Annotated in this window: 14 protein-coding genes; 4 read left to right on the top strand and 10 right to left on the bottom strand. The window is 64.6% G+C overall.

Features of this window, described 5'->3' with window-relative positions; translation table 11 throughout:
• Positions 1–19: 19 nt before the first annotated feature.
• The 6 genes from KEC45_RS20775 to KEC45_RS20800 all read right to left on the bottom strand — a co-directional run bounded on the left by KEC45_RS20775 (position 20) and on the right by KEC45_RS20800 (position 3,248).
• Positions 20–694, bottom strand: a complete 675-nt coding sequence (locus KEC45_RS20775; protein ID WP_062185732.1) for a glutathione S-transferase family protein — start codon at positions 692–694, stop codon at positions 20–22.
• A gap of 25 nt (positions 695–719) precedes the next feature.
• A complete protein-coding gene (locus KEC45_RS20780) occupies positions 720–1,394 on the bottom strand; it encodes a glutathione S-transferase family protein (protein ID WP_238586773.1) in 675 nt (224 codons plus the stop codon).
• A 2-nt stretch (positions 1,395–1,396) separates the two neighbouring features.
• On the bottom strand, positions 1,397–1,615 hold the full coding sequence (locus KEC45_RS20785) for a DUF4287 domain-containing protein (RefSeq protein ID WP_062185730.1): 219 nt from the start codon (positions 1,613–1,615) through the stop codon (positions 1,397–1,399).
• The gene (locus KEC45_RS20790) at positions 1,612–2,028 is read right to left on the bottom strand and encodes a DoxX family protein (RefSeq protein ID WP_062185728.1); all 417 of its coding nucleotides are present in this window, start codon (positions 2,026–2,028) and stop codon (positions 1,612–1,614) included. The genes KEC45_RS20785 and KEC45_RS20790 overlap by 4 nt, the downstream gene beginning before the upstream one ends.
• A gap of 24 nt (positions 2,029–2,052) precedes the next feature.
• Complete coding sequence (locus KEC45_RS20795) at positions 2,053–2,487, bottom strand: VOC family protein (RefSeq protein ID WP_062185726.1); 435 nt, start codon at positions 2,485–2,487, stop codon at positions 2,053–2,055.
• Positions 2,488–2,558: 71 nt separating this feature from the next.
• Complete coding sequence (locus KEC45_RS20800; RefSeq protein ID WP_083436069.1) at positions 2,559–3,248, bottom strand: TetR/AcrR family transcriptional regulator; 690 nt, start codon at positions 3,246–3,248, stop codon at positions 2,559–2,561.
• Positions 3,249–3,433: 185 nt separating this feature from the next.
• Between KEC45_RS20800 and KEC45_RS20805 the strand changes: the two genes are divergently transcribed.
• From KEC45_RS20805 to KEC45_RS20815, 3 genes are all read left to right on the top strand, one after another.
• Positions 3,434–4,942, top strand: coding sequence for a YifB family Mg chelatase-like AAA ATPase (locus KEC45_RS20805; protein ID WP_252171276.1), 1,509 nt, complete (start codon positions 3,434–3,436; stop codon positions 4,940–4,942).
• Entirely contained in the window at positions 4,942–5,235 is a 294-nt protein-coding gene (locus tag KEC45_RS20810; RefSeq protein ID WP_062185722.1) for a DUF1905 domain-containing protein, read from the top strand. The genes KEC45_RS20805 and KEC45_RS20810 overlap by 1 nt, the downstream gene beginning before the upstream one ends.
• Positions 5,236–5,297: 62 nt before the next feature.
• Complete coding sequence (locus KEC45_RS20815; protein WP_062185719.1) at positions 5,298–7,055, top strand: GGDEF domain-containing protein; 1,758 nt, start codon at positions 5,298–5,300, stop codon at positions 7,053–7,055.
• 50 nt (positions 7,056–7,105) lie between these two features.
• Here KEC45_RS20815 and KEC45_RS20820 read toward each other — a convergent pair whose 3' ends face one another.
• Together KEC45_RS20820 and KEC45_RS20825 are read right to left on the bottom strand one after the other, a co-directional pair.
• Positions 7,106–7,486: a polymer-forming cytoskeletal protein gene (locus KEC45_RS20820; protein WP_152682492.1), complete on the bottom strand. Its 381-nt coding sequence runs from the start codon at positions 7,484–7,486 to the stop codon at positions 7,106–7,108.
• A gap of 1 nt (position 7,487) precedes the next feature.
• Positions 7,488–8,714, bottom strand: coding sequence for a M23 family metallopeptidase (locus KEC45_RS20825; RefSeq protein WP_062185715.1), 1,227 nt, complete (start codon positions 8,712–8,714; stop codon positions 7,488–7,490).
• Positions 8,715–8,954: 240 nt separating this feature from the next.
• Between KEC45_RS20825 and KEC45_RS20830 the strand changes: the two genes are divergently transcribed.
• On the top strand, positions 8,955–10,352 hold the full coding sequence (locus KEC45_RS20830; protein WP_083435985.1) for an isoprenylcysteine carboxylmethyltransferase family protein: 1,398 nt from the start codon (positions 8,955–8,957) through the stop codon (positions 10,350–10,352).
• A 338-nt stretch (positions 10,353–10,690) separates the two neighbouring features.
• Here KEC45_RS20830 and KEC45_RS20835 read toward each other — a convergent pair whose 3' ends face one another.
• Positions 10,691–12,952: a TonB-dependent receptor gene (locus KEC45_RS20835; protein WP_062185713.1), complete on the bottom strand. Its 2,262-nt coding sequence runs from the start codon at positions 12,950–12,952 to the stop codon at positions 10,691–10,693.
• 157 nt (positions 12,953–13,109) lie between these two features.
• Complete coding sequence (locus KEC45_RS20840; RefSeq protein ID WP_062185711.1) at positions 13,110–14,483, bottom strand: glutamate--cysteine ligase; 1,374 nt, start codon at positions 14,481–14,483, stop codon at positions 13,110–13,112.
• Positions 14,484–14,523: the final 40 nt, after the last annotated feature.

Below are 14,523 nucleotides of genomic sequence, written 5' to 3' on the forward strand. Positions count from 1 at the left end.
CTTGGGGGGTGGGAGGGTTTCAGGCGGCGGGCGGTCCCGCTTCTTCGCTGAAGGCGGCCAGCTGCGCGTCCATCGCGCGTTGAAAGGCGGGGCGGGCGAGGCAGCGATCGAGATAGGCCTGCAATCGCGGTTGCTCGGCGATCAAGCCCGCCTCGACGGCTTCGCGCAGCACCGTTGCCATCGCGATGTCGGCGACGGTGAATTCGCCTGTCAGATAGTGTTTGTCGCCGATCGCGTCGTTCAAGCGGCCGAGCCGACCCTGAATGAATTCGATCAGGCTCGGACGGCGCAGCTTCGCCCATTCCTCTTCGGTCGAGAAAATGTCGACATTGCCAAGCTCGAACAGCATCGGCTCGACGCTGTTATAGGCCGCGAACAGCCAGGCGAGTGTGTTGGCGCGCGCCTGCGGGTCGCGGGGCATCAGCCGCGCGTCCTTTTCGGCGAGGTGAAGCAGGATCGCGCCGCTCTCGAACAGGCGGATACCGCCATCGTTGAGCACCGGGACCTGGCCCCACGGCTGGAACAGGAAATGGTCGGCGGGGCGGTTGATCGCGCTGATCAGATGTTCGGCATAGTCGAGTCCGATTTCCTCGCAGGCCCAGCGCGGGCGGAGGTCGCGGACATAACCGCGCGCGAAATCGGGGACCCAGTCAAAGGCAGTGACTTCGATCTTGCTGTCGGGGTTCACAGGCATGGCGATCTCTCCTCGTTTGTGGGGTTCAGGCGGGTAGGGGTTCGCCGACTGCGCAGTCGGCCAGATGCGCCGCCATCGCGCTCTGAAAGGCCGGGCGGGCTTTTCCGCGCGCGACATAGGCGGTCAGATTGGGATGCGGCGCCAGCAATTCCGGATTTGCGTTGCGGAGCACATCGACCATCACGATGTCGCCGATCGAAAAATGATCTTCCAGCCAGTCGCGGTCGCCCAGCGCCTGCGACAATCGGGACAGCCGCTGCTCGGCAAAGGGCTTCGCCGCTTCGATCGCACCGGCGAGCCAGTCGGTGCCCTGTCCCTTGACGGTCAGCACGACCAGGGTCTGGATCATCGGTTCGACGCTGTTGAGCGCGGCGATCATCCAGCTGATGGCGCGCCCGCGCCCTTTCGCGTCGCGTGGCAACAGACGCTCGTCGGCTTCGCCGATGTGGATCAGGATCGACCCCGTTTCGAACAGGGTCAGGTCGCCTTCCTTGTAAACCGGAACTTGCCCGAACGGCTGATCGGAAAGATAGGCCGGCGCCTTGTCCTCGAAAATGCCGCCGATCAGCCGCGTGCGATAGGGTTGGCCGATTTCGTCGAGCGCCCAGCGGACGCGGACGTCCTTGATACGGCCGTAAGCGAAATCCGGCACCGATCGGTAGGCAGTGATTTCGGGCATGGCCTCGGTTCGGGCGGACATGATCAGCTCCTCTTCCCTTTGATATAGGCGACGATCGACATCGCGTGGCCGTGGCCCAGGTCGAAGTCGCTTTTCAGCCAGTCGACGATCGCGGTTGCCTTGACGCCGGGGGCGAGGCCGCTTTCGTCGGCCAGGCCCTTGTCGATCGCGAAGCTTTTCAGTTCGTCGGCCGATTTGCCGGTCTTGGCTTCGACATTGTCGAGATAGGCCTGAAAGCTCATGCGCTTGCTCCTGTCCGCAGCGGGATCAGCGCGCGGAGGCGCGGGTCGCGCAGCCACAGGCCGCCCCACAGCATGATGCCCAGGTAAACGCCGAACAGGCTGTGGCTGAACAGCGGGCTGTTGATGCGCACATGCGTGCCGATCGCGCCGCCGAGATAGCCGGTTATCAAGATCGCACCGAGGATCGCGGTGCGCGGCCAGATATAGAGCAGGGTCGGGATCAGTAGCAGTATGCCGAGCATCGTCATCGTCGGGACGTCGAGCGGCCATCCGAGATCGGGCGGGCTATATTTGATTGCGGTTTCGGGTGAGACCAGCTTGAGCCCCGCATCGAAGAGAAGGAAGAGGATCACCAGGCCACTCAAGACATAGCCTGCGATCAACTGACCCTTGCCGGTTTGTTGGTCTGTCATCCTCTTCCTCCTCCCTTTTTCATTTTATGCGTTGGCTTCGGCGGGTTCGCCGGCGGGGATCGCGGTGGGGTCCATCCACATCACTTCCCAGATATGGCCGTCGGGATCTTCGAAGCTGCGGCCGTACATGAAGCCATAATCCTGTGTCGGGGTCGGGTCGGCCTTGCCGCCCGCCTTGACTGCCTTGTCGACCTGTCCGTCGACGGCTTCGCGGCTGTCGGCTGAAACGCAGATCAGGACCTGCGCGGTGCTGTGTGCGTCGGGGATCGTCTTCGACGTGAAGGTCGCCCATTTTTCATGCGTCAGCAGCATGACGTGGATCGATCCTTCCTCGACCACCATGCAGGCCGCGGTGTCGTCGGTGAAGGCGGGGTTGTTCGCCGCGCCGACCGCCTCGTAAAAGGCCTTCGACTTTTCAAGGTCGGTGACCGGCAGGTTCACGAAAATCATCTGGGGCATCTACTCTCTCCTTGGGGGTGGTGATTATTGAAGTCAGCGCGCGCGGCGCGCGGCGGCAATTACGCGCCGCGTCATGACGCGCCTCCGCTGCCGAACAGCATCCGCACATAACGCTTCAAATGGGTGACGGTGCCGCGCGCAATCGCCGGATCGTTCGTCGTTTTCGCCAGGACGAAGGCGCCCTGCAGCACCGACTGGACATGTTGGGCAAGGCCAAGTGCGGTGATATCCTCGGGCACCCCGTAAACATCCATCGCGGCCTGAATGTCGGGGGCGAGCGCCTGGCAATAGGCGTTGATGCTCGCTTCGCACGCGGCGCGGATGCGGTCGTTGGTCGCATAGGCTTCCTGCACCATCGTGCCGACGAAGCAGGTATAATCCTCAGTCGGTCCGTCGAGCATCGACAGGCGGAAATCGATATGGCCGAGCAGGCGGTCGAGCGGATCGTCCAGCTTCACATGCGGCGCCAGTTCGAACATCGGTCGCGCACGCTCGGTCCAGCCCTCTGCCGCCGCGATCGCCAGTTCTTCCTTCGAAGCGAAGTGATGGAAAAAGGCGCCCTTGGTCACGCCCGCGGCGGCGCAGATCTGGTCGACCGTCGTCGCCGAATAGCCCTGCTTGCGTACGGTGGCATGCGCCGCCGCGATCAGCCGCGCCCGCGCGCTGCCCCGCGGGGCGCGCACTCCCGCAGTACCGCCGCCCGCCGGGGGGACATCGCGGGCGGCGGCTGCGGGGATCGAGGGGGGCTGATTCGTCGTCATGCGAATCGACATACCGACTAGTTGGTATGTTGTCAAATATGCAATCGGGGTTACGCTCCGCGGCACCCCCGCCTTCGCGGGGGCAGGCTTTTCGCCAACTTCCGAAAAAGACTCGACCTTCCCGTCACTTCGCCTAAAGAGGGGATGGAACAAAGGGGGCACAACGGTGCGGTTCCGGGGGAAAGATGGTCGCAGTCGTTTCCACTGTCGCGTATCTCGGCATCGAAGCCCGCGGGGTTGAGGTGCAGTGCCAGGTCACGCCCGGCGTTCCGCGATTCGTCGTCGTCGGCCTTCCCGACAAGGCGGTGGGCGAAAGCCGCGAACGCGTCCGCGCCGCCATCGCCGCGATCGGCCTCTCGCTCCCGCCCAAGGTCATCACGGTCAACCTGTCACCCGCCGACCTGCCCAAGGAAGGTTCCCACTACGACCTTCCGATCGCATTGGCCTTGCTCGGTGCGATGGGGGTGATCGATGCGGAAACGCTGGCTTCCTATGTGGTCGTCGGCGAACTCGGGCTCGATGGACGCGTCGCGGCGTCGCCCGGCGTCTTGCTAGCCGCGATCCACGCCGGCAGCGCCGAGCGCGGGCTGATCTGCCCCGCGGTCCAGGGCCCCGAAGCGGCGTGGGCGGGCAATGTCGAGGTGCTTGGCGCGCCCGACCTCCTGTCGCTGCTCAACCATTTCAGGGGTAATGCCCTGCTAGCACCGCCGGTGCCTGGAGAGGTGGAGATTCCGGCGCGCGCGGCTGACCTCCGTCAGGTAAAGGGGCAGGAGACCGCAAAGCGCGCGCTCGAGATCGCCGCGGCGGGCGCGCATAATCTGATGATGTCGGGACCGCCGGGCGCGGGCAAGTCGCTGATGGCGGCGTGCATGCCGGGCATCCTTCCCGACCTCTCGCCCGCCGAGGCACTCGAAGTGTCCATGATTGCGTCGGTTGCCGGCGGGCTTGAAGGCGGTGGCCTGATCCGCGCGCGGCCGTTTCGTAGCCCCCATCATTCGGCATCGATGCCCGCGCTCATCGGCGGCGGGCTGCGCGTGCGGCCGGGTGAGGTCAGCCTCGCGCACCTGGGTGTGCTGTTCCTCGACGAACTGCCGGAATTCCAGCGCGGCGTCCTCGATTCGCTGCGCCAACCGCTCGAAACGGGCGAGGTCAGCGTTGCGCGCGCGAACGCGCATGTGACCTTTCCCGCGCGCGTTCAGTTAGTGGCGGCGATGAACCCCTGCCGGTGCGGTCATCTGGGCGACCCGGCGCTTGCGTGCAGCCGCGCACCGCGCTGCGCCGCCGATTATCAGGCAAAGCTGTCGGGCCCCCTGCTCGATCGCATCGACCTGCACGTCGAAGTGCAGACGGTGAGCGCCGCCGACCTGGTCCTGCCGCCGCCCGCCGAGGGCAGCGCCGAAGTCGCGGCTCGCGTCGCGGCGGCGCGAGCGGTGCAGACCGCACGCTATGCGGAGCACAAGGCGCGGACTAACGCCGAGATCGACGGCGAACTGCTCGAAGCGGTTGCGACCCCTGACGAGGCAGGGCGCAAGCTGCTCGCACAGGCGGCCGAAGCGATGCGGCTGTCGGCGCGCGGCTATACGCGAATCCTGCGCGTGGCGCGCACCATCGCTGATCTGGCGGGCAGTCAGGATATCGGGCGCATCCATATCGCCGAGGCGCTCAGCTATCGCCGGCAGGCACCGAGGAACTGATGGAAGAAATCGTCTTTGAAACCGTCATCATCGAATGGCACGGGCCGGCACCCTTCCTCTTCGCGCCGGTGCCCGACGAACATGTCGGCGCCCTCCGCTACGCGGCGATGACCGAAAGCTATGGCTGGGGTGTCGTGCCCGTTGTGGCGACGATCGGCGACACGCTGTTCGCGACGTCGCTCTTCCCGCGCGATGGAGGCTATCTGTTACCCGTCAAGGTCGCGGTCCAGAGGTCGGAGCAGGTCGGCGTCGGCGACCGGATCGCGGTCAGGATGCGCGTGGGCCGCGCCTAGGCTCGCGCGAATCTCGCCATGGTGGTAAAGATTTTCGAACATATTGATGCGATGGGGTAGGGATGATCGCAGGGGGCAATCTTCTGGCGCACATGTGCGGCCGGCTCGGGCTGGGTTTCGTCCTGCTCGCGCTTGCGTTGTGGGGTCCGCCGGCAGCCGCCGCGATACTCGACGTCGACCGCGACCTTTGTCACGCGCAAAGCGAACTCGCCACGCCCGACCGCGGGCTCGCCGCGCTTCGCTTTTCGTGCAGCGGAGCGCCCACGGGATATCAGCAGGAAAGCCTGTGGCTTCGCGCTCCGCTCGAAGGCGGCGGCGCGCGGCGCGGCGATGTCGCGCTGATGGTCCACCAGTCGCGCTTCGACCGGCTCGCCGTAGCCTTTTCCTACGCCGACGGCGCGACGCGCTGGCAGCAAGTGCGGGCGGGCGACTATGGCTCCTATTGGCGTGCGGGCGGGCAGATATTGTTCGAAGCGCCCGAACGCGGCGCTGCGTTGACCGCGGTGACCATGCGCTTCGACCGCCTGTCGGGCCATCAATTCCTCCACGCGCGGACCGTATCGAAGGCCGAGGCGGGGATGCAGTCGGCGGGCATGGCGGCCGCGGTCGGCGCCGCGCTGACGCTGCTGCTTGTGAGCTGCATTTACAGCCTCTCGCTCGCCTTTGCCGTGCGCCGGCAATATCTGGCATGGCAGGCGGCCTGGGCAGGGACGATGCTGCTCTGGGGTACGCTCTGGTCGCAAATCCATCTGGCGCTGGTGCCGGGCTTGGCCGGGACGGTGACGACGCAGATCTGCACCTTTCTTTCCTGCCTCGCCATTGCGCTCGCGACGATCAGCGCGGCGACCTCGGTCGATCGCGGCAGTGCGCCGAAAGCGCTCCGGACCGCGGCGCTCATCTGCGGTTTGGGTGTCGGGCTGGCGGGGATTCCGCTGGCGATGATCCGCGGCGAGAGCCTGGGTTCGCTCGCCGATATCCTGGGACTCGTGATTATCGCCGACCTTCTGGCGGTGACGATCTATGTCGGCTGGGCATGGCGGCGCGGTTCGGTCGAGGCGCGCGACTTTCTCGCGGCGTGGGGGCTGCCGATGGCGGTGCTCGCGATCATCCACGTCGTCGACGTCGAAGACGGGTTCTGGGGTGGCGGATCGAAGCTGCTGGTCCTTGCCGCCGCGACTTGGCAAGCGCTGTGGCTGGCCGCTGCGGCGACGCGCCGGCTTGGGCATCTCCGCATCGAACGCGACCATGCGCGCAGCGCCGAGGCGCAGGCGCAACAACTCGCGCGCCGCGACCCGCTCACCGGACTGCCCAACCGCCGCGGCTTCGTCGAGAGCGTGACGCCGCTGCTCGAACGCGCGCGGGCGGACAATCTGCCCGCCGCCCTGTTGCTGGTCGACATCGATCGCTTCAAGTCGATCAATGACATCTACGGCCATGACGCAGGCGATGTCGTGCTGTGCGGCATCGCGCGGCGGATCGAGCGCTGGGAAGGGGCGATGTGTACCGTCGCTCGGCTGGGCGGCGAGGAATTCGGCCTGCTGACGATCGGGATGGAAGGCATCATTCTCGGCCGTTTCGCCGAGAGTATTCGGCGCGGGATCGCGGCGTGCGATCATAGCGAGACGGTCGGCGACCGGCTGGTAACCGCCAGCGTCGGGGTTGCCGAGGTCCGGCCGGCATGTGATTTCCAGCAGCTATACCGGCTCGCCGACGAAGCGCTCTATGATGCCAAGCGCGGTGGGCGCAACAAGGTGGTCGTCCAGCGGCATTATGACATGCCCGAACGAGCGGTCGGCCGCGAGGTCGCGAGATCGAATTGAAGGGGCCGCGCAAACGCGGCCCGAGATCAAAAATCGGCCGAAGCCGGAGCTTAGTTTGAGACGACTTCGAGCGGCGGCGGAGCTTTCGCCGCAGCGGCGCCGTGGCGGCGATGGCTCAGCTTGCCTTCGACCTTGCCGCCGTTTTCGATCGTGATGCTCTCATAGGTCACGTCGCCGGTGATCCGCGCGGTCGCGTGGACGATCAGCGTCTTCGCCTCGATCGCGCCGTCGAGCAGGCCCGCGATCTTCGCGGTTTCGGCCACGACCGATCCCTTGATCTCGCTCGCCTCGCCCTGGACGAGATTGGCGCATTTGAGGTCGCCGTCGATCTTGCCGTCGACATGCAGGTCGACGCTGGCCGAAACATTGCCGGTGACGACGACGTCCGACCCGAGGATCGAAAAGGTCGTGTGGCGGGCGCCCGTAGCCATTTTAGCGGGCACCACGGACGGCAGCGACGGAACCGACTCGCTGTCGGGCGTCGTCTTTGACTTCGAGAACATCGGCTTTGGCCTCCAGGAAGCGGCGCGGGTTGACCGCGACGCCGTTCAAACGGACTTCGAAATGCAGGTGGCTGCCGGTCGAACGGCCGGTCGAGCCCATTTTGGCGATCTGCTCGCCGGCGGCGACCTGCGCGCCGACCTTGGACGTAAAGCCCGACAAGTGGGCGTAGCGGGTCAGGATGCCCTGGCCGTGATCGACCTCGACGACATTGCCGTAGCCCGACTTCTGTCCGACATAGACGACGCGGCCAGGCGCGGCGGCCAGGATCGGCGTGCCCATCGGTCCGGGGAAATCGAGCCCCGAGTGCATCGCGCCAGCACCGGTGAACGGATCGCTGCGATAACCGAAGCTCGACGAGAGCATCAGCACGTTCGCGGGCTGACCCGACGGGATCGCGACGAGCGTACGTTCGAGCACTTCCATACGGAACAGTGCGCTTTCGAGCGCGGCGAAGGATTTGCCGAGCGAACTCGCGCGGCCGGTGCGGCCGCGATAGGGGATGAACGGACCACCGCGTCCGGCCGCGGCGTTGCGGATCAAAGCGGCGGGGTTCATGCCAAGCTTGGCGACGGCGCCCTCGGCCTTCGCGGCGCGTTCGTTGACGGCAGTCAACAGACGGTTGGCGAAATCCTCTTGCCGCGCTTCGAGGCGGGCGAGAATTTGCGCTTCGGGCGGCAGGTTCGGGTCGATCACGGCGCCAGTTTCAAGCCGGGAGGTCTTCAGCGGCGCCTGCTCGGCAGCCGGCGCAGCGCCTTCACCATGGGCTTCGGGCGTCACTGCGGCAGGCTCGACACCGAAATGGACTTTCGACCATTCCTCGAGCTGTTCCTGCCGGTCTTCGAGATCGGCGGCCGTTTCGGCGACATTGTCGCGATATTTGGCGATGCGGGCTTCGGCGGCGCTCGCTTCGGCCTGCTGCGCGGCAACAGCAGCGCGTTCGTCGGACTTGAGCAACTGGTTGATCAGGACGGCAAGCGTGACCGCCGCCCATGCCAGCAGCACCGCGCCGGCGATCAGCGCGACGCGCTTTTGCCAGACCGCGCTGACGCGCAGGAATCGAACGTGACCGTGCGTGCGAACAAAGATTTCATGGTCCTGAAACAGCGCAGAAAACCGCTGGCGCAATTCGCGCAGACCCGTTGTTTTCGATGACAAGTGGCGACCCCATCTTGTGTTTTATTGGAGCCCTCCGCCCCGATTGATGCGCCCTTTATCAGGCCCTTTACCGTGGTGCGAATCTTTGGAGGGCGACTCGGGCCGAGTCGAAACCATCGCGCGGTGAACGGTGTCAAACTGTCGGAACGCCGCCATTTTGGCAGGAAAACGCGCGCGAATCGGTAAATGATATTGACGGCTTGCTTACCATTTTCGGGTAGCGCTAAGCGGGTGAATATCATGGCGAAATCAGCTTCTTCCGAGCCCTGCGAATCGGCAATCGGCGCCGACGCGCGCGTAACCGCCCGTCCGCGTTCTGCGGTCAGCGCGGGCGTGGGCATCGTCGGACTCGCCGGTCTGGTTAGCTATTTGCTTATCGCGCGCTTCGCCCCGGACATCGCGGCTTTCCTTGGCATCGACTGGGGAAATCGCGGCGCGATGAACGGCCCCAACTCGGCGATCGCGAGCGTGCTCGCCTGCGGCCTGCCGATGGTTTTGTGGTCGGTGTTTGTCGACAAGGTGCACCGCAATCCGTCGACCGGGATCGACTGGAGCCAGCGCCGCCCGTGGCGCGAGACACTCGACATCAGCCTGACCAAGCTTGCCGGAATGTGGGCGACCTGGGGGCTGATCGCGCTGATCTATGCAACGATGCGCTATTATTGGGAGGGCAATTACGCCTTTTCGATGAACCTGCTCGAGACGGTTGCGCCATGGCTGCTGCTTGTGTCGGTGCCCTATATGCTGTGGCTCGACCGCCGGATGGTCGAACCGCGTGACGGCTGCTGGCAATTCGGGCGCTGGCTGATCGCGCCGGGCAAGCCCGTCGACGGCCGCGCGATCGGTCATCATCTGCGAGCTTGGGCGGTGAAGGGGTTTTTCACTGCCTTCATGCTATCGATCGTGCCCGGGAATTTTTCCGCGCTGGTCACGGTTCCGATGAGCGAGGTGCTCGCCAACCCCTATATGACCGGCCTTTGGGCGATCAATTTCCTCTATCTGGTCGACGTCCATATCGCGACCGTCGGCTATATACTGACGCTGAAACCGCTCGACGCGCATATCCGCACCGCCAACCCCTATGGCATGGCGTGGGTCGCGGCGCTCGTCTGCTATCCGCCCTTCATCCTGATGAACGGCGGCCCGCTCGACTATCAGGTCAATGGCTCCGACTGGGGGTATTGGCTGGCGGGGCATGAAAATCTGCTGATCGTCTGGGGCATCGCGCTTGTGCTGCTCACCGCGATCTACAGCTGGGCGACGATGGCGTTCGGCATCCGCTTTTCGAACCTGACGCACCGCGGCGTCATCACGCATGGCCCTTATGCCTTCACGCGCCACCCGGCCTATATTTCGAAGAATCTTAGCTGGTGGGTCGGCTCGCTGCCCTTCCTCGTCACCGCCGGCGGCTGGGTCGAGGGCGCGCGCAACGTCATTCTGCTCGGGCTGGTCAGCGGCGTCTATTACTGGCGCGCGAAGACCGAAGAGAAGCATCTCCTCGCCGATCCCGCTTATGCGCGATATTGGAACTGGGCGCAGGAACATGCGCTCGTCCCGCGCTTCTTTGCGAAGCTGACGGGGCGGGCACGCCCGCTGATCCGGCTGGAGCCCGACGAGCGCGTCGGGCCGGTGGCTTAGCGCGATCCCGCCGCGGCGGTCCTCGATCGCCATGACATGGCCCTGCGGCTGATAACCGCACAGGGTCAATCATAGGGCGATATTGTAGGAAAGCACTTTACCGCCGTGCCGGTTCTATTTCATCTGAAGCGGTAGCTGGCGACCGGCGGTTGCGGTCCCTCTTCTCGTCACCCCGGACTTGATCCGGGGTCCCGCTGCTCCGCGAACTGTATAGATGATTTCGACAAGCGGGATCCCGGATCAAGTCCGGGATGACGAAGGAAGATCAAGTAACGTCCGCTTACCAACCCCATACCGGCTCCCTCCCCATCGCGGCGCGACGGGGAGGGGCGTCAGGGTCAGAATTTGAAGCTTGCCTCGAGCCCGTAAATGCGGGGTTCGTTGACGTAGCTCGTCAGGTTGTTGAAATCGATGCCGCCGGTCGGCGATTCATCGTTGGTGATGTTGCGCACGAAGCCCGCGATGTCGAAGCGATCGGTCTTGTAGCCGACGCGCACGCCACCCTCGAGCAGCTTGTCGTCCGAGAATTCGACCGAGCGATAGAGGAAGAACTGCACTTTCGAGCGATAATACCAGTCGGTGAAGGCATAGATGGCGCCGTCGCCGACGGGGATTTCATAGCCCGCAGTCCAGTTGAGCGTGAACTTCGGCGACTGCGGCAACTGGTTGCCGTCGATCGAGAAGATGCCCGGGCTGCCTGCGCGCGGCGGATCGAGCACGGTGCACGGCGTCGCCGAGCCGCAACCCGCGACGAAGGCGTTGGCATCGTCGATCTCGGCGATGTTCCACGCGCCGCCGATCGAGAAGGTCAGGCCCTTCGCTGGAGCCGCCTGGAGTTCGGCTTCGATGCCATGCCCCTTGGCGTCGACGTTGAGCAAGCTCGCGACGTTCGACGTGCCGCCGACCGCGGTGAGTTGCAGGTCCTTGGTGTCGAAATAATAGCCGGTCAGGTTGAAGCGGACGCGGTTGTCGAGGAAGTTGGTCTTGATCCCCGCTTCATACGACATCGTCTCTTCTTGATCGGCGGTCGAGATGACGCGCGAGAAGGTCAGGCGGCCCTGCACCGACGGTGCGCGATAGCCGCGCGCGACGCGGGCGTAGAGGGTGACGGCGTCCGACGCTTCATAGGTCGCACTGGCGTCCCACGTCAGCAGCTTGCCCTTGACGCGCGCGGCCTGCGGCGGGACCGGGGTGTTCGGGTTGACGACGAAGTCGGGGCGCGTTTCGACCGGACGCGACGCGACGAAATCGCGCGTGTCGTGATTATAACGCGCGCCGGCCTGCAGCTTGAAGCCATTGTCGAACTCGTAGTTGACCGAGCCGAAGAGGCCATAGGCTTCGCTGTCCTGCCGCTGGATCGCGATCGCCGACGGGGTGGCGTCGGTCGGGCCGCCGAACTCGAAGCTCGAAATGTCGAGCTTTTCGTCGAAATAGAAGGCGCCGAACTGGTAACCGAGTCCGCCGTTGTTGTTCGAGGCAATGCGGATTTCCTGTGTGAACTGGTCGAGGCTCGGCACATTGTCCTGGCTCTGCGCCTGGAACGGAATAAGCCCCGGACCCGACACGGGCAGGAACACCGCGCCAAAACCGCCGTCGATATCGCCGCGGCTGCGGAAATTGCCGTTCCAGTAGGAGGTGATCGAATAGGCGGTCACCGGCCCGAAATCATATTCAAGGTTCAGCCCGGCATTATAGGTGTTGAGCTTCTGGAAATTCAGCCCGTCCTGATAGACTTCGTCGCGCTTGAATTCGGTGCCCGCTCCGCCGAGACCGACGAGCTTGTTGCTGCCCGGAAGCTGCGTGTTGGCGCGGAAAATGATCGCCGATCCGTCATAGATGCGGACCTGACCGGTCACGCGGCCGGTGAAGGGACCGTTTTCATATTGGAGCTGAAGGCGCGCGGCGATGTCGTCATAACCGCCAAGATCCTTGCTCTTGGTCGTCGCGACATTGTCGACCCAATTGTCACGATGCTGGAACAGCGTCGACAGGCGAACCGAAAAGCCGTTGTCGTCGGCGGCGCCCGCCGCGACTTCGACCTGCGTGGTGCCATAGCGGCCATAGCTGGCGCGCGCATAGCCGCCGGTCTTGCCGGGCTTGACGGTGTCGAACTTGACGATGCCCGCGGGGGTGTTGCGGCCGAACAGCGTGCCCTGCGGCCCGCGGAGGACTTCGACGCGGTCGAGGTCGAAGATCGGGAAACCCTTGAGGATCGGGTTTTCGAGCACGACATCGTCATAGACGACGCTGACCGGCTGCGACGCGTTGAGGTCGAAATCGGTGTTGCCGAGGCCGCGGATATAAAAGCGCGGGAAGGTGCGGCCGAACGAGCTTTCGATATTCAGGCTGGGGACGCGGCCCGCGAGGACGCGGACGTCCGAACCGGTCGAAGTGATCGCATCGAGCGTATTGCCCGACAGCACCGAGACGGCCACCGGCACATCCTGCAGGCTTTCCTCGCGGCGCTGCGCGGTGACGACGATGTCGCCAAGGCCGCTGTCTTCAGCGACGGGAGCTGCGTCCTGCGCAGCGGCGGGGGCCGCCCACGCCGACGTGGCGAGAGCAATGCTTATAGCGATAGTGGAAGGAAAGTGGCGCATGGCGAGCTTCCTGAAACAGAGTTGACGGTGGGAGAGTGGAAAAACCAAAGGCTCTTTGGCTTTCCGTGCGCCGGCAATCAATCGCGGAAGCGCGCACCGCTGACGTTCGTGTCAGCAGTGTTGCGCATTTGCTGCACTTTTGCGGCGCTGTTGTCTCTTAGAAGCTCAATTCGTCGTAGATCTTCGACAAATCCTGGTTCCACGGGCCCTCATAGCGATCGAGCAGGTCATGCGCAGGCGACTTGCCGCTCTTGGCGATGCGGCGCAGCGGTTCGAGGAAGCCAACCTCATTGTCGCCCATCGAATTGACCTCGCCGCGTGCGGCGAGGCCCGCCGCCGCGATGTCGAGAACGCGGTGGGCGAGTTGCCCTACGGTGCCGCCGCCCGGCGCCGGCGCGTCGAGCCCTTCGCTCGGCACGGCATCGCGCAGCGTCTGCTGCTCCTCAATGCTCCAGCCCTTGACCAGATCCCAGGCGGCATCGAGCGCGCTCTGATCATAGAGCAGACCGACCCACAGTGCCGGAAGCGCGCAGATGCGGTTCCACGGACCGCCATCGGCGCCGCGCATTTCGAGAAAGCTTTTGAGCCGCACTTCGGGAAAGGCGGTCGACAGATGGTCGTTCCAGTCGGAGAGGCGCGGCTTTTCGCCCGGCAACGCGGGCAGATCGCCCTTCAGGAAATCGCGGAAGCTCTGCCCCGCGGCGTCGATATATTTGCCGTCGCGGAAGACGAAATACATCGGCACGTCGAGCATATAGTCGACATAGCGCTCGTAGCCGAACCCATCCTCGAACACGAACGGCAGCATGCCGGTGCGCGCGGGATCGGTGTCGGTCCAGATGTGGCTGCGGTACGACATATAGCCATTGGGCCGCCCTTCCGTGAAGGGCGAGCTGGCGAAGAGCGCGGTCGCGAGCGGCTGGAGCGCCAGCGACACGCGGAATTTCTGCACCATGTCGGCCTCGGACGAATAGTCGAGGTTGGTCTGGATGGTGCAGGTGCGCAGCATCATGTCGAGGCCCATCGTGCCGACGCGCGGCATATGGTCAAGCATGATCTTGTAACGGCCCTTGGGCATGATCGGCAGTTCGGCGCGCGTCTTGTCGGGCCACATGCCGAGCCCGAGGAAGCCGAGGCCGAGTTCGGCGCCGACCTCTTTCACCTGTTTCAGATGGCGGCCGGTTTCGGCGCAGGTCTGGTGCAGATTTTCGAGCGGCGCGCCCGACAGTTCCAATTGACCCGCGGGTTCGAGGCTGACGGTGCCGTCGCTGCCCGCGAGCGCAATAACCTTGCCGCCCTCGATCACCGGTTCCCAGCCGAAGCGGGTGAGTGCCATCAACAGGTCGTGGATGCCGCCGGGTTCGTCATAGGAGGGTGCACGATGATCGGCGGTGCGATAGACGAATTTCTCGTGCTCGGTGCCGATGCGCCAGCGGTCCTTGGGCTTTTCGCCCTTGATCATGGGGACCGCGAGCTGGTCGCGATTTTCGACGATGGGATCGTTGCTGTCCGAGGCGGTGCGCGTGCTCATATCGCGCCATTATACGGTTCGGTACAGAATGCAATCGGCT

It is taken from the genome of Sphingopyxis sp. USTB-05, assembly GCF_023822045.1.
Lineage (GTDB): Bacteria > Pseudomonadota > Alphaproteobacteria > Sphingomonadales > Sphingomonadaceae > Sphingopyxis.